The following is a 16,763-nucleotide window of genomic DNA, read 5'->3' as shown; positions in this document are numbered from 1 at the left end:
CGGGCGGGAGAGCCGGGTGTTCAGGTCCCGGCTCCCCCGCCCGCCCACACCCCCCACGTACCCGACTCCGAGGGACCGCAGGCCGTGCGTCACACCTCCTCCCCCGCTTCCTCCGAAACCGCCGACGCGTCTGCCCGGAACGGCGAGTTCGCCCCGTACGCCTCCGCGGCCTGGCCCCGTCTGGTCCGCACCGCGCACCTGCTCACCGGCGGCCTCCGCGAGGCCGAGGATCTCGTGCGGACCACGCTGGCCCGGGTCCGCGCCCGCTGGCGGCGCATCCCGCGCGACGACGTCGACTTCTACGTACGGCGCTCCCTGGTCAGAACCCACCTCGGCCGGACGCGGAGGAGACGCGCCGCCCGTCTGCTGACGCCGCTCGTGCCCGAGCGGGCGCGCCGATCCCTGCCCGCTCCCGCGGGGGCCGTCGGCCGTGGGGACGCGCTCGGCCGGGCGCTGGCCGCGCTGCCCGCGCGGCGGCGGGCCGTGGTGGTACTGCGCCACTGGGAGGGACTGGGCGAGGCCGAGATCGCGCAGCTGCTCGGCTGCTCGGCCGGCACGGTCAAGGCGCATGCCCGGCGCGGTCTCGCGGCCCTGCGCGCCCATCCCTCCCTCGTCGCCCGCTTGGCCGCCCCCTCCGTCGCCTCGTCCCCCGCTCGCCGATACCCCGTCTCCGGAGCCCGCTCATGAAACGTCACCGCAAGTTCCCGCGTCCCTCGGCCGAGTCCGAGCGGCTGCGCGAGGTGTTCGCCGAAGCCGCCTACGACGTCACCCCCTCGGCCGTGCCGCTGGCCGCCATTGAGCGCGCGGGCCGGCAGCGCGGGCGGCGCCGTACGGCCGCGGTGGCGGGGTCCGCGTGCGCGCTGCTCGTGGTTCCACTGGCCGTGGTCGCCCTGCGCGCGGCCGTGTCCCCGGGGTCGGGCGACGAGCGGGGGGCGTCCCCCTCAGGTACGCCCATGGCCACGGTGCGGGTCGTGACCGCCGGCGAACGGGTCGAGGTCGCGCACGGCATCAAGATCTGGCTCACCGAGGACGGCGCGCACTGGTCCTCGGCCGCCGGCTCCGGGCCGCTGTTCAGCAGTGTGAAGGACGGCGTCGACAAGCCAGGCGTCACCGTCCAGCAGGAGGGCGCGGGGGACCGGGGGTACTTCCTCTCCGGTGTCTACCGCGGCAAGCGCGAGGCGGCGCGGGTCGAGATCGAGACCACCGCGGGCCGGATCGCGGGCACGGCCCTCACCCTCGCGGGCGGACCGCACTGGGGAGTCTGGTACGCGGTGGTGAGCGCACCGAAGTCGGTCGCCCCCGGCAGGCCCGTCGATGTGACCAGGAGAGTCACGGTGTACGACTCGGCGGGCGGGGTGACAGCGAGCACGGGGGCCGGCCGGTGAACGGCGCGGACGCGGGCACGGGCACGGGCACGGGCGCCGGCGGCACCGGCGTCGCTGTGATCGCCGATGACCACGACAGGGGCGGCAGCCCCGGTCATGGGCCCGGTCGCGGACGCCACGGCGTCGGTGGGCGCGGCCGGCTCCTGGCGGGCCTGCGACGCAGGCTCGTCAAGCGGCGGATCCGAATCCGTCGCACCCGCGGGCGCCGGGTGCGCCGCGCGCTCGTCGTGCTGCTCGCGCTCCTCGCGAACCTCGTCGGCGCGGCCGTGGTGGCGTACCACCTGACGAAGATCCCCGAGCCGCACCCGGAGACGGCCATGCAGAGCACGGTCTTCGTCGACGACCACGGCGACTACCTGGGCCGGCGCGGCCCCGTGGACCGGCAGGAGGTCCCGCTCTCGCAGGTCCCCCGTTATGTGCAGGAGGCGGTGATCGCGGCGGAGAACCGGTCCTTCCGCACGGACACCGGGATCTCCCCGAAGGCGATCGCCCGGGCGGCCTGGGCGACGGTGAGCGGGGGCGACCGGCAGGGCGGTTCCACGATCACCCAGCAGTACGTGAAGAACGCCCTGCTCAGCCCGGAGCAGACGCTGTCCCGCAAGGCGCGCGAGGCCTTGATCTCGATCAAGCTGGACCGCACCCGTTCGAAGGACGAGATCCTGCAGGGCTACCTCAACACGGTGTACTTCGGCCGGGGCGCGGCCGGCATCCAGTCCGCCGCCAGGAACTACTTCGGCGTCGACGCCAAGGACCTCACGGTGAGCCAGGGCGCGGCGCTCGCGTCCGTCATCAACATTCCCTCGTACTACGAGAAGGCCGGCTCCGACCCGAAGGTGACGGCCAAGCTGGTGGACCGCTGGGAGTGGGTGCTGGACGCGATGGCGGACAGCGGCGCGATCACGTCCGCGCAGCGGGCCGGGGCCCGTTTCCCGGCCTTCCGCTTCTATCCGCCGGGCGACACGGACGGCCAGCGCCAGTACCTCATCGACGCGGCCGCCTCGGAGGCCGCCGACCGGCTCGGCATCACCGAGGACCAGCTCGCCCGCGGTGGTTACACGGTCCGTACCACCTTCGACCTGACGGCGCAGGACGCGACGGCGGAGCTGGCGGCCGACGGCACCGACAAGAAGACCGGAGAGAAGAGCGGGAAGAAGACCGGGGAGAAGACGGCCGAGGCGAAGGCGGCCGAGGCGAAGGCAGGTGGAAAGAAGCAGGCCGAGGTGACAGCGAGCGGGGACGTCCGGGTCCACACGGCCGTGGTCGCGCTGGTCCCCGGCGACGGCGCGGTCCGCGTGCTGTACGGCGGCGCGGACTACGCCAGCCAGCCCTTCAACGACGCGCGGGACGGTGCGGTGGAGGCGGGCACCGCGCTCGAGCCGTTCTCCAGCATGAAGCTGCTCGCCCCCCTCACGGACCTCACCCGCACCGCGGCGCCGACCCCGCTCCGGCTCGCCTCCGCGTACGCCACGGCGGCGGCGCACGGTGTCTACGCCACGCCGTACACGGTCGCGAAGATCACCCGCGCGGGCCGCACCCTCTACGAGGCCCACCCCCGCACCCGTACGGCCATGACACGCGCCGACGCGGGGACGGTCGCCAAGTTCCTGTACGGCCGGTCGGACGCTCCTCTGGCCACCCAGACCGGCGCCGCGGGTCTGCGCACGCTGTGGCAGACGACCTACGACGAACATCTCACCCTCACCGTCGCCCTCTTCGCGGAACACCCGGCCAAGGGCAAGAAGGCGGCCCTGCCCGCACCCCTCCCGTACACGGCGGGGAGCCGTTCACTGTCCGTCGCCGAGGGTGTCTGGTCCAAGATCGTCGGCACCGCCGAAGGCCACGATCCGGCTGCGGAACCAAATCCGGGGCTTCCAACCGGCCAAACAAAGCCCATACTGGCTACACGATGACGAAACCCTCCGCGCCCCGGCGCCACCTGCCCACCAGCCCCTTCGCCGCCCCGGTCGTCCCCGTGGCCAAGGAATTCAGCCTCGGAGACCGGGTCACCCACGACCAGTTCGGCCTGGGCACGATCATCGGTGTCGAAGAGGGCATCGCCATGCTCGTCGACTTCGGCTCCCGCCAGGCCCGCATCCTCAGCCCCTACACCCGGATGGACCGGCTCTGACGCACGTCACGAGCCCACACCTCGCGACCGCGCACGTCACGAACGGCCCACTCCACTAGCCGCTCACCGCTCGTCGGCAGAGGCTGGACGTATGACCGTCCCGGCGCGTGATGACCTTCCCTTCGACGATCTCACGGACTTCGAGAACGCCGATCGGGGGTTCATCGCGGCGTTGGACCCGCCCGTGATCACCGACGCCGAGGCACAGATCGTCTACGACGGGAACGCGTACGCGTTCCTGGACGAGGACTGCCCCGACACCGCGCACCCCAGCCTGTGGCGGCAGTCACAGCTGTGCGCGCGCCACGGCCTGTACGAGGTCACCGAGGGCGTGTACCAGGTGCGCGGCCTCGATCTCTCGAACATGACCCTCGTCGAGGGCAAGCACGGTGTGATCGTGATCGATCCGCTGATCTCGGCGGAGTGCGCCGCTGCCGCGCTCGGGCTCTACCACGAACACCGGGGCTCACGGCCCGTGACCGGGCTCGTCTACACCCATTCCCACGTCGACCACTTCGGCGGCGCCCGCGGAGTGGTGGCGCACGGCAGCGAGAGCGGGCTGCCCGTCCTCGCACCCGAGGGATTCCTCGAGCACGCGGTCAGTGAGAGCGTCTTCGCCGGCAACGCGATGCTGCGCCGGTCGTCGTTCATGTACGGCTCCCGGCTGCCGAGGGCCCCGCGCGGCCAGATCGGTACCGGGCTCGGCACCATCACCTCCACCGGCACCGTCACGCTCATCGCCCCGAACGTGGACATCACCCGGACGGGGCAGGAGGAGACCATCGACGGCGTGCGGTTCGTCTTCCAGCTCACGCCCGGGACCGAGGCGCCCGCCGAGATGAACTTCCTGCTCCCCGAGCAGCGCGCCCTGTGCGTGGCCGAGAACGCCAGCCACACCCTGCACAACGTGCTCACCCTGCGCGGGGCCCCGGTCCGCGACGCGCACGTGTGGGCCCGCTACCTCGACGAGACGATCGACGTGTTCGGTGACACCTACGACGTGGCGTTCGCCTCCCACCACTGGCCGATCTGGGGCCGGGCGAACGTCGTCAGGTTCCTCGGCGAACAGCGGGACCTGTACGCCTACCTGCACGACCAGACCCTCCGCATGCTCAACCGGGGTCTGACCGGCACCGAGATCGCCGAGGAACTGCTGCTGCCGCCCGCCCTGGAGAGGGCCTGGCACGCCCGCGGCTACTACGGCTCGGTCAGCCACAACGTCAAGGCCGTCTACCAGCGGTACATGGGCTGGTACGACGGCAACCCCGCCCACCTCTGGGAGCATCCGCCGGTCGAACTCGGGCGGCGGTACGTGGAGTTGGCGGGCGGCCAGACGGAGACCCTGGTCAAGGCTCGGGCGTACATCGACTCCGGTGACCTGCGGTTCGCCGCCACCCTCCTCAACCACCTGGTGTTCTCCGACCCGTCGAACAACGCGGCCAAGGACACCCTCGCGGGCGTCTACGAACGGCTCGGCTACGGCGCGGAGAACGGGACCTGGCGCAACGCCTACCTCACGGCCGCCCTGGAACTGCGCGCGGGCACCGCCGACATCCCCGTCGACACCACGAGCCCCGAACTGACGTCCGCACTGACCGTGAGCATGCTCCTCGACTCGCTCGCCGTCCGTATCGAGGGCCCCCGCGCCTGGAACGAACACCTCACCCTCGACCTCGTCATCATCGACGAGCAGCGCCGCCACCGCGTGAACCTCCACAACGGCGCCCTCACCCACCGCGCCATGCCGGTCCATCACACCCCGAAGCCCCACGCGGACCTGACCCTGACCCTCACCCGCCCGGAACTGCTCGGGGTCGTGTCGGGCCGGGGCCTCGCGGGCATCGAGTCGGACGGCGACACCACCGTGCTGGCCCGGCTGCTGTCGTACGTCTCCGAGCCGGACAAGGCGTTCCCGATCGTGACGCCGTAAAGGCCCCGGGAGAGCGTGCCGGGGAAAACCGTTCGACAGGTCCGGCTCCCCCCGATGAGGATCCGCGCTGTGACAGACAACGCTGCAAGAGACCACATCGAGCGACCCACCCGCGTCCTCCCCACCGGCCCGAAGTCGGTGCGATTCGTCGAGGTGACGAGCGCGGCCATGACCGCGCTGCTGGACTCCGACCTCGACCGGGCCGGCGGGGAGGTGGGGGCCGAACTCACCGAGTACTTCCTCAGCGACAGCGCGCGCTGGCTCTGGCGCTACCGGCTGAACCAGCTGACCGCGCACCCCGAGAGCGCGGGATGGCTGTCCAAGGTCGTGATCGCCGAACCGGAGGGTACGGTCGTCGGCTTCGCCGGATTCCACGGGCCGCCGGACGAGACGGGCATGGTGGAGATCGGCTACTCCGTGGACCCCGCCCACCGCCGCCAGGGCTACGCACGGGCGATCCTGGCCGCGTTGATGCGCCGGGCCGCCGCCGACGCCCGGGTCCGGACCCTGCGCGTGACGATCAGTCCCGACAACGCCGCGTCCCTGGCGACGATCGCCGGGTTCGGCTTCACGGAGGTCGGCGAACAGTGGGACGAGGAGGACGGCCTCGAAACCATCTTCGAGATCCCCGCGTCCGAGATACCCGCCTCCTAGACACCGGTCGGGGTACGCCTTTCTCGCCCCCGCCGCCCCTACCCGTCCCATCCCAGGGGGCTGCGCCCCCAGACCCCCGCTATCGGCCTGAACGGCCTCGTCCTCAAACGCCGGACGGGCTGAAAACGAGGGCGCGCCGAGGCTTTTAGGGGCGCGGGGAACTGCGCGACCAGCCCCCACCGGCCCGCGGCCCAGGAACCGCCCGCAGTCGCGGAACCGACCGTTACAGCGGGGGCTGGGCCGGGGCCGGGCCCAGGGTGGTGGTGCCGGGGGCCGTACGGTGGCCGAGGCCCGTACGGTAGGCGTCGAGGGCCGCTTCCACCCGTCCCGTGCGACGCAACAGGTCCCCCAGGAGCCGGCACAGGTCGGCGAGATCCCCCGCCGCCCCCGCCCGCTCGAGAAGACTCAGCGCCCGCACGTAGTGCTCCTCGGCGGACTCCGTGTCCCGGGCGTCCTCGGCGATGATGCCGAGCAGGCGGTGCGCGCCGGCCGAGTGCACGGCGCCGCGCTCGGGACTGAGGTCACCGAGCACCTCGTGGAGGAGGACGGCGGCCTCGGCCGACTTCCCCCGCCGGTGCAGTACGTCCGCGAGCTCCACGTTGACCTGGCTCGTGTACAGCGCGGCGCGCTTCGCGGAGAGCATCGCCTGCGCCTCCCGCAACTCGCCCTCCGCCCGATCCAATTCACCGTTCTGCGCATACAAGTAGCCGCGCATCCAGTGACAGTTGGCGAGCTCGGTACGGATCTGGAGCTGCCGGTAGAGCTCGGAGGCCTTGGCGAGGGAGGCGTCCGCCTCGGCGACCCGGCCCTCGGCGATCATCGTGCGGGCGACGGAGCGGTGCATCCGGGCGACGAGGGCCGGATCACCCACCTGGGGCGCCAGGGCGAGCGCGAACTCCGCCGCCTGCGCGGCCCGCGCATGGGCACCCATGTCCATGTACGGGGCGATGACGCCCGTGTAGAGAAGCAGCAGCGCGTCCGGGTCGTGCATCCCCGTGCGGTTGAGCTCGTCGAGGGTGGACTCGAACAGATAGCAGGCGTACCGGAGTTCACCGGCGAGGTAGTGGGACACGGCCCGGCCGCGCAGGGCGGGCACCCGGTTCGGGAGGGGCGCGTCGCCGAGGCGCTGTTCCGAGGCCTCGAAACGTTCCCGCGCGGTCTCCAGGTTCCCGGTCTCCAGGGCGCATTCGCCGAGCCCGAGCAGCGCCGCGGCCTGCTCGGCGACAAGCCCGTGCGCGTCCGCCTCCGCGAGGAGCGCGTCGTACTGCTCCGCCGCGACCTCCGCCTCGCCGGTGGCGAGCGTGCGCTGGGCGTCGGTGAGCCGCAGCCGCAGATCGGTGGCGAGATGGGCGGGGCGCCCGGTCGCGATCTCCTCGTACGCCACCCCGAGCCGCTCGGCGATGTGCCGCAGCGCGGGCTCGGAGGCCCGCACCCGCCCGGCCTCCAGGGTGGAGATGTACGCGGGCGTGTACGCCGGTTCCGCCAACTGTTTCTGCGTCAGTCCGCGTTCCGTACGCAACTGCTGAACCCTGCGCCCGATGACCTCCGGGCCGTCACGCTCCGCCATGGATTAAGCATGCCATTAACCCGACTTACACTCGGCCAACTTTTGACTATTGTCCAACTCCCCTTGCGCCCCTTGCCCTTTGATGCTTCGAACCCCTACGTTAAGCGGCGGATTAAGCCTGCTTAATACGCCGCTGTTGTTGCGAGGTCGCCATGCTCCGACGTATTTCCGCGCGCTACTTCAGAGGATTCGGTGCGGCCGTCGTCGCCGTCGCCGCCCTGGTCCTGGCAGCGAACGCCGGCCCCGCCCGGGCGGCCGAAGCCACCAACCCGCACCTCCAGCACCTCACGGGCCACGCGCAGGCCCTTCGATAGACCGGCCGCCGACGGGAACTCCCCCGTCCCGTCGGCGGCCCCTACGCTGGCCCCGTGATCTCGCCTGCCGCACGTATCGCACTGGACCTCACAGCCGACCTCCCGGTTCCCGACCTGGAGGACTTCTACCGGGCCCTGCACCGGCACCCGGAGCTGTCGTTGCGGGAACACCGCACGGCCGCCGCGCTCGCCGACCGGCTGCGCACGTCCGGGTTCGACACGGCCACCGGCGTCGGCGGCACCGGAGTCGTCGGCGTCCTGCGCAACGGGCCCGGGCCGACCGTGCTGCTGCGCGCCGACATGGACGCGCTGCCGGTGCAGGAGGAGACCGGACTGCCGTACGCCTCCCGGGTGCCCGGCCTGATGCACGCCTGCGGGCACGATCTGCACGTCACCTGGCTGGCGGGCGCGGCCCGGGCGCTCGCCGCCGGACGCGACGCCTGGTCCGGCACGCTCCTCGTGCTCGGGCAGCCCGCCGAGGAGACCGGCGAGGGCGCCTCGGCGATGGTCGCGGACGGACTGTACGAGAGGTTCCCGCGGCCGGACGTCCTGCTCGCCCAGCACGCGGCCCCCGGTCCCGCCGGGCTCTACGCCCACTCACCCGGCCTGATCATGTCCGCCTCCACCGACGTGGACATCGTCGTGCACGGGCGGGGCGGGCACGGTTCGCGTCCGGAGTCGACCGTCGATCCGGTCGTCACCGCCGCGTACCTCGTGACCCGGCTGCAGACCGTCGTCAGCCGGGAGCTCGCGGCACGCGAGTCGGCCGTGCTGAGCGTGGGACGGATCGAGGCGGGCACCCGGCACAACATCATCCCCGCCGAGGCCCGGATCGCCCTCAACATCCGTACGCAGTCGGACGAGGTCCGTGAGCGGATGATCGCGGCGATCCGGCGGATCGCGGCGGGCGAGTGCCTGGCCGCCGGCTGCCCGCGCGAGCCCGACGTCGTCGTCGGCAACAGCTTCCCGGTCACCGTCAACGACCCGGAGACCGACCGCCGGGTCGCGGCCGTGCACGGCGAGGTCTTCGGCACCGGGACGATCCTCGACCCGGGCCCGGCGATGGGCAGCGAGGACTTCCCCCGGCTCGCGGAGGGGAAGATCCCGTACTCCTACTGGTTCGTGACCAGCACCCCGGCCGAGGTGTGGGACGCGGCCCCGGGCGACGACCTCATGGAGAAGTTCGCGGCCGTGCCCAGCAATCACAGCCCGCAGTTCGCGCCCGACACTGGCGACGCTCGCACCGGGCGTGCGGACACTGGTGTCGGGGGCGCTCGCGTATCTCGTCAGCCCGGGAGAGCCTTCCTGAGTTCCTTGTCCAGTGCGGCGGCCAACTCCGCGTCGCCCGGCGGGTCGTCGCTGAACAGCCTGCCCAGCTCGGTGGCGAACGTCTGGGTGAACGCGCCGTACAAGGGGGTGCGGGGGCGCTGGACGGCGCGCCGGAGCGCGGGGAGCAGGATCGTCCGGGCGTACGCGGGACGCCCGTGGTCGTCGCGCGGCATGCGGTCGGCGCTCTCGCCTGAGGGCGAGGCCGAGGGGGAGGCCGCTCCGGGTGTCCTCGCCACGCCGCAGGTCACGTCGTCGGCGGTGTACGCGGTTTCCCGGGTGGCCGCGAACCCCGCGTCGAGCAGGCAGCGTTCGCTCTCCTTGCTGGTGAGGAACCGTATCAACTCCCTTGCCTTGTCGACCCGTTGGGACGATCCGGCCAGCGCCAGGTTCTGGCCGCCGAGCACCGCCCGGCCGGGCAGCGGAGCGACGCCGAGCTGCGCGTCGCTCAGGGACTGGTGCAGGGTGCGGTAGGCGTAGGGCCAGTGACGCAGGAACGCCGTACGCCCGTCCGCGAAGTCGGTGAGCGACTCGCCCTCGTCCGAGCGGACCGCGTCCCCGAGCGTGTACGCGCCCTGGGTGCGGGCACGCAGCTCCGCGATCCCGTCCGTCAACTGCTGGACGGTGGCGGTGTAACGGCCGCTCTCGTCGGTGAGGCCTGCGCCGTCGGTGGCGGACAGGAACGCCTCGATCCCGTTGACCGTGCGTCCCTCGTACGGGCCGAGCTGGGTGGTCCAGCCCTTCTCGTACCCCTTCGGCCGCGACCGGCCCGGCGCCTCGACGGCGTCGATGAGGTCCCGCAGCTGCCGCCAGGTGATCCCCTTGCTCAGGTCGGTGTCCTGGACATGCGCCTGCTTGAGGTGGTCGCGGCGGTAGTAGAGCAGGCCGACGTCGCTGTTGAAGGGGACGGCGTAGAGCTTTCCGCCCCAACGGGCCGTGCTCGCGACCGACTTGATGACGTCCGCGTCGACCAGGTCGTCCGGCAGCGGGCGGATGAGGTGCGCGGCGGCGAACTCCGGCACCCAGGTGACGTCCAGGTTGACGACGTCGTACTGGGCGCTGCCGGACTGGAGCGCGCCGAGCAGCTGGCTGCGCTGCTGGTCGGCGGAGCCCGGGAGTTCGACCAGGCGGGCGTGGACGTCGCTGTGTTCCCTGTCCTGCCGGGCGTTCCACGCGTCGATGAGCTGCTGGCGGATGCCGCCCTTGCCGGTCACGTCCCGCCCGCTGGCCACGACGATGTCCCCGGAGGCGCCCGGGGAGACCGTGGCGCCGGGTCCGGGTCCGGCCTGCCCGCCGCCGGTGCAGGCGGTCAGCAGCAGAGCGAGGGCCAGCCCGTATCCGTAGACCCGCCCGTGGACTCGTCCGTGGACCCGATCATGGACTCGTCCGTGGACCCGCCCATGGATACGTCCGTGGACCCGCCGAGGGCCCCGCCCGGATGTCCGCCGCCGTCGCCGCATCACTCGTCCCCCGTTCCGGTGCGCGCGACCTCGTCCCGCAGGCCCGCCACGAGGTCGCCCTTGGTGTCCAGGCAGCGCCCGCCGCTCGCGTCGGAGATCCGCTGGTCGGGCCTGCCCTTGGCGCAGCCGCCGCTGTCGAGGGCCGCCATGACCACCGGGACGCCGTTGGCGCGGGCCGCGGTGAGCAGCTCGTCCAAGTGGCCCTTCGCCGTGAGGTGGTTGTCGTCCTCGTCGTCCGTGAGGAAGACGATCAGCTCGGGGCGGTCGTCGTCCCTGCCCTTCCGGTCCATGGTGTCCAGCGCCGCCTTCAGCGCGCCGTACGGGTCGGCCTCCGCGTCCTTGACCGCGGCCCGGTCAAGGGCCCGCTCGGCGTCGCCGCGCTTATGGGGTCCGAAGGGCAGCAGTTCGGCGTACGGGCTCCGGCCCGGGGAGGCCACGGACCAGACGCCGTACTCGTCCTGTGTGCCGAGTCCGCCGAGGGACTGCTTGAGGATGCCGGGGGCGCCGCCCGGCCCCTGCCACAGGCCGGCCATCGAGCCGGAGCTGTCCAGCAGGAAGAGCACCCGGCCGGGTCCCTTGGCGTTGCGGTACTGGTTCAGGGCCGTGTCCATCGCCTCGGCGCCCGCGGCCCCGGCGGGCCGGCCGGGGTCGGAGATCAGACCGGTGGCCGAGTCGTGGGCGGCGAGGAAGGCGCGGGCGCCGGAAGGGGCGCGGAAGCCGTCCTGCCCGAAGACCGCGAGACCGGTGCCCGTGAGCCAGTCGTGGAAACGCCGTACCGCGTCGTCCCGGGCCGCCTCGTCCTTGTCGCCGCCCGTCCAGCGGACGCGGACGAAGGTGGGCGTCAGGCCCGGCACGTCGTCGGGGTACTCGGCCATCCGCGGGGTGCGCGTCGTCCGGTCGCAGCCGACCCCGCTCACCATCAGGAACTCCGGTACCAGGGCCGCGGTGCTCCGGTCGGTGTCCGCGTCGTCGGGCAGGGTGCACAGCAGGTCACCGGCGGTGGGCGCGGGCGGTCCGGTCTGGGCCACGCTCCCCTCCGCCCGGCCCACGTCGGCCTTGCCCGGACCGTAGAGGCCGACCGTGGCGAGCAGCGCGGAGTCGGTGTTCTCCGGGTCCGGGCGCCGTACGGAGGCGCTCTTGTCCCGGCGCGCCAGCTTCGCCCGCAGGCCCGCGAGCGAGTCGCCGGTCCGCTCGCGCTGCGAGTCCTCGGCGATGCCCTGCGGCAGCGACAGCACCATCGGGGAGTACGCGAACGGCGCCGCGTCCGGCTCCAGCGTCACGTAGGTCCGCGCCACCCCCAAGGAGCGCGCCCTGGCCGCGGTCGCGCGCGTGCCCGGGATCCAGATGTCCGGCTGGGGCCCGATGTCGCGCTGCGGGTCGGTGTCGTCGCTCACCGGCCGCTGCCAAGGGTCCGACTGGTCGCGCAGGCCCGCCACCACGGCCGCCGAGCCCGCGCCGTACACCGTGATCCCACTGCGCCGGCAGCCGCCGCCCGTGGTGTTCGCCGCCGACGTGAGATAGGTGTCGGCCGCCTTGCGGACGGTGGATTCGAGATCGGGGTCCGTGAGCAGCCGCAGCTCCACGGGCGGGCCGCAGGCGGACCGGTCGGAGGCCGCGTTGTCGACGACGAAGTAGCCGACGAGACCGAGGGCGGCGGCGAGGACGAGGAGGACGACGGCGGCGCGGCGGGTCGATCGTCCGCCGGGGGCCTGGCCGGGGAGCCGGTTCGGGGCGGGAGCCGAGGGCAGGAGCGCGAGCGGGCCCACGGCCCCGGACCGTAACCGGGCCGTCGCCGCCCGCACCCGGGCCCCGAAGGCGCGCCGCCGACGGCGACCGGACACGGGGCGGCCCGGGGCGCCCGGTGCGACGGCCTCCGCCCTGGAGCCGACGGGTCTCCCGGCCCCCGCCCGGATCCCCAGCACCACGTCCACCGGAGGGTTCTCCGTGCGGCTCTGCGGTTCCCAGGCTTCCCCGCGTTCGGTCCGGTGGTGGGTGGACATGTAGGCCCTGAGCGCCTCCGCGAGGGCCAGGAAGTGAACCTCGTCGCCCCGCCCCTCGTCGCTCTGCCCCTCGCCCTGCTGATCCTCGATGCCCGACGTCAGCAGTTCCACCAGCCGGGCGGTGAACGGCGTGGGGGTGTCGGCGTCGCCCGCGTCGATGCGGTGGTTGGCCTGCACGCTCATCAGCACCGAGACGCGCCGTCGGACGTCGGGGCGCTCCACGGCCTCCCACACCCGGGCGGCATTGCCCGCGTTGCAGCAGTCGAGGACGACCACGATCCGCTCCGCGTGGCTGTTGGCGAGGATGCGCAGCACGTTGGTGAACCGGGCCGCGCCCTCGAACCCCGCCGTCTCGCCCCGGACGACCTCGGCGTCGCGCATCTGCAGCCACAGTTCGTCGCCCGCGCTGGGCACGGCGCCGTGTCCGGCGAAGTAGAGCAGGAGCAGCCCCTCGGCGGAGCCGGCGGCCGCGCGCAGGGAGTGGCGGAAGTCGGCCAGCCGCGGCGAGCGCGCGACGGTGATCTCCAGGGGCCGCAGGACTCCGCCCCGCTCCAGGGCCCGTACGAGCACGGCGAGGTTGTGGGCGACGGCGGGCAGCTGGCCCGGGACGCCGTCGCGGTGCTTCGGCCGCGTGAACTCGTACTCGGACACACCGACCAGCAGCGCCCGGTTCACCTTTCCCCGCGGGTCGAAGCGGTCCACCCCGCTACCTCTCGTCGGGACCCAGGGGATCGACACGGGCCTCCGGCGGATCGCCGTTCTCCACGGAGCCACGGTTGTCGCTCCAGGCCCGCACCGCGCTCTTGACCTGTGCGAGCAGTTCCTTGAAGAGCGTCTCGGCGCCCGCCCCGATCAGCACCAGCACGATGTCCATGCCGACGCCCATGGGTGTGCCCTGTTCGTCGGTCCCGGCGCGCTCCTCGATCCTGAGATCGCCCCGCTTGACCAGCTGCTCCAGCGGCCTCTCCCGCTCCAGCCACTTCTTCAGGGCGCCGACATCGCTGTCGCTCGCCGTCCCGTCCAGACGCACGCGGATGGCCCGGGCTGCCACACCCTCCCCCTCAGCAGTCATGACTCACCATCATGGCACCGGAGTTGACGCCGGGGGAGGCTCTCGACAGGGGCGGAACGGCATGCCCACACATTCCTGGGACCCCTGCGCCTCCTGTTGTCAGTGGCATGACTTAACCTTTGCCCACTCGCCACACACGGCTCACAGTCACGGCGCACCTGGGGTCGACGTACAAGAACCGCACGGTCGAGATCTGGGCCGACCCGTTCGGCTCCGACAAGCCCAACAAGCTGGTGAAGTCAGGCAAGGTGAACTCCTCGGGCAACCTCACCGTGACGCTCGACCTCACGCGCGACGCGAAGGTCACCGCGAAGTTCGCGGGCGACTCGCGCTACAAGTCGAAGTCCGTGAGCAGCACCGTCGGCGCCAAGGTGAAGGTGTCCACGGCGATCAGGGGCCAGTACAAGAAGAAGGGCTACCGGATGCGCGTGCGCTCCTCGTACTACAACGGCACGTCGGGCGACAACGTGAACTCGACGACGCACGGCGACTGGAAGTACTTCATCTTCACCAGCTGATCGTGACCCGGAAGCCCGCCACCAACTGCCCGCCGGGTCCTGAACGCGAGCATCACACCCGCGCCTGGAGCCTGCTGAGGTGCCGCTGCACGTGGTCGAGGGCGCCCCGTCGGCGTCCGGGCACGTGCAGCCTCAACTCGGCCAGCGCGGAGCCGAGTTCGACGGCCCGGGCGGAGTCGCCGATCTGCCCCCACTGGTGGTGGGCCCGGTCCACGGCCGACTCGACGGCCGGGGCGTCGGCGGGCTGGCCCGCGTCCAGCCGGTGTCCGGCGATCGCCAGCCAGGTGCGGCAGCTGCCGACCGGGTCGCCCGCGAGCATCGCCAGGTCCGCGCGGACCTCCGCCCAGTGCAGGGCCTGTTCGGAGGCGACGCCCCAGGTGCGGGCCGCCTCCTGCTCCCAGCGCGCGGCCAGTGCCGCGGCCTCGCCGTGCCGGCCCGCCTGCGCGGCGGCGGTGATCGCGGCGTGCGGGTCCGGGACCACGGGTATCCGTGCGGGAGCCGCCAGCACGATCCCCGACGGCCCGCTCTCGGCCTCGGCCCGTGCCAGCGACTGCTGGTGCAGCAGCGGGAGTTCGGGCCGCAGGCCGCTGCGCAGGATCGTGGCGAGGGCCTTCATGTACGCCGGTGAAGCCACCGTGCGCCGGGGCGGCGGCGGGGCGACGCGCCCATACAGGCCGACCCCCGTACCCGTGGTGAGCGGGCTCGTCGCGAGGTGCTCCCAGGTCTCCGCGTCGGCGTGCAGGTCGACCAGGAGCTCGGTGGTGCCCGGCGCGCGCAGCCGGAGCTCCTCAGTGATCCAGTGCCAGGGGAAGGCCGTGTAGCGGACGGTCGACGGGGTGGTGCGGGCGAGTGCGAGGTGCGGCAGGCGCTGGCGGCGGTCCAGTTGGAGCTGGCCCGTCACGAACATCGTCAGCGGGCCGGGAGCCGTGGCGGCCGCGCGCAGCCGGGTCAGCACGGCCTGCGGCTCCAACGGGTCGGCCAGTTCCACCACGTTCGCGGTGTCCGTGCCGGACAGCACCGCGGGGGACACCGCCGCGAGCACGGGGAGCACGGAGGCCGCGTCCACCAGACACCCCTTGCCCACCGGTGAGGCCGCGAGGAGCAGCACGGTTCCGGGCATGGTTCCCTCCCTCCCCATCGATCACGTACGCCAGCACCGTAACCGCTGTGCCTGCGAAGGGGGGACGGCAGCCGGGCAAACGCCCGCCTATGGCTGGGTTGTACCCCCGCCCGTGCCCTCCGGGACCACGTTCGGCGACACCACCGGCCTGGGGTCCCCCCGCCGTCGTACCGCGAAGATCGTGGTGTCGTCGGCCAGCCGCCCGCCGCAGTGCTGCAGTGTGCCGTCGCGGACGAGTTCGACGAGGCGCTGTGGCTCGGCGGTGCCCGGGTCCTCGGTCAGGGCGTGCGTCACCCGGTCGAGGAGCGGAAAGAACGCGCCGTCGGCGTCGCGGGCCTCGGTCACCCCGTCCGTGACGAGGAGCAGGGTCTCGCCGGGGACCAGTACGGCGGTCAGGACGAGCGGCTGGTCGGAGGTCAGCTCGGAGAGACCCAGCGGGAGTCCGTGGCCCGGCGGCAGGGTGCGTACGCCGTCGGGCGCGACCACGAGGGGCGGCTCGTGGCCGAAGTTGACGAACTCGACGGTGTCCCGGGCGACGTCGGGGAAGCCCACCAGGACGGCGGTGGCGAAGCGGTCGTGGTCGTCGCGGCCGACCGCCGTGCGGTAGCCGACGTGCCGGAGCATCCGCACCTCGAGACGATCGGCGACCGTCCGCAGGAGGGGTTCGTGGTACGCCGCCTCGCGGAACGTGCCGAGCAGCGCGGCCGCCGACTCCACCGCGCCCAGCCCCTTGCCCTGCACGTCGCCGAGGAGGAGCCGGGTGCCGCAGGGGCCCGGCTGGATGTCGTAGAAGTCCCCGCCGACCCGGGCCTCGCTGTCGGCGGCGAGGTACACGGCCGCGTGGTCGAGGCCGCCCCAGCCCTGCGGCATCGGCCGCAGCACCGTGCGCCGGGTGGTCTCGGCGACGTCCATCATGTGCAGCATGCGCCGCTCGCCGCGGACCCGCACGGCACAGGCCAGGATCGCGAGGACGCCGCCCACGCTGACGAGGATGAAGTCGGGAAGGCCGGTCTGGTACTGGTGCTCCCAGGACGCGTCCACCTCGGCGTAGGTGACGACCGCCAGGCAGGCGAAGACCGCCGTGGTCCACACCCCGCAGATCGCCGCCGCGATGCCGGGGACGACGACGATCCAGGTGATGATCCGGAACTCGCCGGAGGTGTTCCAGTCGGCCAGTCCGATCGCGATGAGCAGGACCAGCGGCGGCACCCAGGCGACGCTGTGGCCGCGCAGCCGCAGCATCTTCTGCCGCTGGACGGAGTCGTCGCGCTGTTCCGGGTGCACCGGGC

The 16,763-nt window shown here is 72.8% G+C and carries 13 protein-coding genes and 2 pseudogenes; 9 read left to right on the top strand and 6 right to left on the bottom strand.

Going from position 1 to position 16,763, the window contains the following annotated elements; all coding sequences use genetic code 11:
* Window positions 1–84 precede the first annotated feature (84 nt).
* The 6 genes from OG798_RS28370 (at window position 85) to OG798_RS28345 (ending at window position 6,097) form a co-directional block, all read left to right on the top strand.
* Window positions 85–687 (top strand): SigE family RNA polymerase sigma factor, encoded by a 603-nt coding sequence (locus tag OG798_RS28370; RefSeq protein WP_121418395.1) that lies wholly within the window; start codon window positions 85–87, stop codon window positions 685–687.
* The gene (locus tag OG798_RS28365; protein WP_095853582.1) at window positions 684–1,385 is read left to right on the top strand and encodes a hypothetical protein; all 702 of its coding nucleotides are present in this window, start codon (window positions 684–686) and stop codon (window positions 1,383–1,385) included. The genes OG798_RS28370 and OG798_RS28365 overlap by 4 nt, the downstream gene beginning before the upstream one ends.
* A 143-nt stretch (window positions 1,386–1,528) precedes the next feature.
* Window positions 1,529–3,295, top strand: coding sequence for a transglycosylase domain-containing protein (locus OG798_RS28360; RefSeq protein WP_413253655.1), 1,767 nt, complete (start codon window positions 1,529–1,531; stop codon window positions 3,293–3,295).
* Complete coding sequence (locus tag OG798_RS28355; protein WP_054234148.1) at window positions 3,292–3,513, top strand: hypothetical protein; 222 nt, start codon at window positions 3,292–3,294, stop codon at window positions 3,511–3,513. The genes OG798_RS28360 and OG798_RS28355 overlap by 4 nt, the downstream gene beginning before the upstream one ends.
* A gap of 91 nt (window positions 3,514–3,604) precedes the next feature.
* A complete protein-coding gene (locus OG798_RS28350; protein WP_095853583.1) occupies window positions 3,605–5,443 on the top strand; it encodes an alkyl/aryl-sulfatase in 1,839 nt (612 codons plus the stop codon).
* A gap of 69 nt (window positions 5,444–5,512) precedes the next feature.
* Window positions 5,513–6,097: a GNAT family N-acetyltransferase gene (locus tag OG798_RS28345; protein ID WP_323138737.1), complete on the top strand. Its 585-nt coding sequence runs from the start codon at window positions 5,513–5,515 to the stop codon at window positions 6,095–6,097.
* 223 nt (window positions 6,098–6,320) lie between these two features.
* Here the strand turns inward: OG798_RS28345 and OG798_RS28340 are convergent, their stop codons facing one another.
* A complete protein-coding gene (locus tag OG798_RS28340; protein WP_328757884.1) occupies window positions 6,321–7,664 on the bottom strand; it encodes a helix-turn-helix domain-containing protein in 1,344 nt (447 codons plus the stop codon).
* Between the two features lie 152 nt (window positions 7,665–7,816).
* Between OG798_RS28340 and OG798_RS28335 the strand changes: the two genes are divergently transcribed.
* Both OG798_RS28335 and OG798_RS28330 read left to right on the top strand, forming a co-directional pair.
* A complete protein-coding gene (locus tag OG798_RS28335; RefSeq protein ID WP_183127257.1) occupies window positions 7,817–7,978 on the top strand; it encodes a hypothetical protein in 162 nt (53 codons plus the stop codon).
* Window positions 7,979–8,032: 54 nt separating this feature from the next.
* Window positions 8,033–9,287, top strand: a pseudogene (locus OG798_RS28330) (amidohydrolase).
* On the opposite strand, the gene OG798_RS28325 reads toward OG798_RS28330, so the two are convergent.
* The 3 genes from OG798_RS28325 to OG798_RS28315 are packed head-to-tail and all read right to left on the bottom strand — an operon-like array spanning window position 9,265 to window position 13,836.
* Window positions 9,265–10,764 (bottom strand): extracellular solute-binding protein, encoded by a 1,500-nt coding sequence (locus OG798_RS28325; protein WP_121415561.1) that lies wholly within the window; start codon window positions 10,762–10,764, stop codon window positions 9,265–9,267. The pseudogene OG798_RS28330 and the gene OG798_RS28325 overlap by 23 nt on opposite strands.
* Entirely contained in the window at window positions 10,764–13,466 is a 2,703-nt protein-coding gene (locus OG798_RS28320) for a caspase family protein (RefSeq protein ID WP_267062368.1), read from the bottom strand. Before OG798_RS28320 ends, OG798_RS28325 begins: the two co-directional genes overlap by 1 nt.
* 4 nt (window positions 13,467–13,470) lie before the next feature.
* Window positions 13,471–13,836 (bottom strand): hypothetical protein, encoded by a 366-nt coding sequence (locus OG798_RS28315; RefSeq protein WP_211179035.1) that lies wholly within the window; start codon window positions 13,834–13,836, stop codon window positions 13,471–13,473.
* Window positions 13,837–13,985: 149 nt separating this feature from the next.
* On the opposite strand from OG798_RS28315, the pseudogene OG798_RS28310 reads away from it, so the two are divergent.
* Window positions 13,986–14,354: pseudogene (locus OG798_RS28310) on the top strand (Ig-like domain repeat protein); the annotation flags it as partial.
* 52 nt (window positions 14,355–14,406) lie between these two features.
* Here OG798_RS28310 and OG798_RS28305 read toward each other — a convergent pair.
* Window positions 14,407–15,474, bottom strand: coding sequence for a hypothetical protein (locus OG798_RS28305; RefSeq protein ID WP_328757883.1), 1,068 nt, complete (start codon window positions 15,472–15,474; stop codon window positions 14,407–14,409).
* An 87-nt stretch (window positions 15,475–15,561) separates the two neighbouring features.
* Window positions 15,562–16,716, bottom strand: coding sequence for a PP2C family protein-serine/threonine phosphatase (locus OG798_RS28300; protein WP_121418397.1), 1,155 nt, complete (start codon window positions 16,714–16,716; stop codon window positions 15,562–15,564).
* Window positions 16,717–16,763 lie beyond the last annotated feature (47 nt).

Origin of the sequence: Streptomyces sp. NBC_00271 (assembly GCF_036178845.1) — a bacterium.
In the GTDB taxonomy this organism is placed as follows: domain Bacteria; phylum Actinomycetota; class Actinomycetes; order Streptomycetales; family Streptomycetaceae; genus Streptomyces.
Note: the sequence above shows the minus strand (reverse complement) of the source record. Positions and strands in the feature narration are given on the sequence as shown.

Bases quoted from the DNA above. Each gene is read 5' to 3' on its own strand.
- OG798_RS28365 (WP_095853582.1), top strand. From the start codon at position 684: ATGAAACGTCACCGCAAGTTCCCGCGTCCCTCGGCCGAGTCCGAGCGG.
- OG798_RS28355 (WP_054234148.1), top strand. From the start codon at position 3,292: ATGACGAAACCCTCCGCGCCCCGGCGCCACCTGCCCACCAGCCCCTTC.
- OG798_RS28350 (WP_095853583.1), top strand. From the start codon at position 3,605: ATGACCGTCCCGGCGCGTGATGACCTTCCCTTCGACGATCTCACGGAC.
- OG798_RS28340 (WP_328757884.1), bottom strand. From the start codon at position 7,664: ATGGCGGAGCGTGACGGCCCGGAGGTCATCGGGCGCAGGGTTCAGCAG.
- OG798_RS28335 (WP_183127257.1), top strand. From the start codon at position 7,817: ATGCTCCGACGTATTTCCGCGCGCTACTTCAGAGGATTCGGTGCGGCC.
- OG798_RS28325 (WP_121415561.1), bottom strand. From the start codon at position 10,764: ATGCGGCGACGGCGGCGGACATCCGGGCGGGGCCCTCGGCGGGTCCAC.
- OG798_RS28315 (WP_211179035.1), bottom strand. From the start codon at position 13,836: ATGACTGCTGAGGGGGAGGGTGTGGCAGCCCGGGCCATCCGCGTGCGT.
- OG798_RS28305 (WP_328757883.1), bottom strand. From the start codon at position 15,474: ATGCCCGGAACCGTGCTGCTCCTCGCGGCCTCACCGGTGGGCAAGGGG.
- OG798_RS28300 (WP_121418397.1), bottom strand. From the start codon at position 16,716: ATGCTGCGGCTGCGCGGCCACAGCGTCGCCTGGGTGCCGCCGCTGGTC.